We start from the raw sequence: 255 nt of genomic DNA, 5'->3' as shown, positions 1-255 counted from the left end.
CTAGTACAACAAGAACATATACATTTACTAGGAGTAATAATTTACCTCAAATAACAGTAAATGAATTTAATAGTACACAAGTAAAATTCATAGTATCAGATTTAGACAATAATTTAAATAAGATAGAGGTATTTCTAGATGATACTTTAAAAGAAACAATAACAACAGATTTAACAGTAGAGAAAACAATTAACTACACATTAGAAGATAACGCAATACACACAATTAAGATAAAAGTAACAGATGCGAATGGAG

1 pseudogene is annotated in these 255 nt (G+C 25.9%); it reads left to right on the top strand.

The features are described from left to right. Positions 1-255: pseudogene (locus KGF42_RS19560) on the top strand (hypothetical protein); the annotation flags it as partial.

Source organism: Clostridioides sp. ZZV15-6383 (genome assembly GCF_020657735.1).
GTDB classification, from domain to species: Bacteria; Bacillota; Clostridia; order Peptostreptococcales; family Peptostreptococcaceae; genus Clostridioides; species Clostridioides difficile_D.
This window is presented reverse-complemented; position numbering and strand designations above follow the sequence as displayed.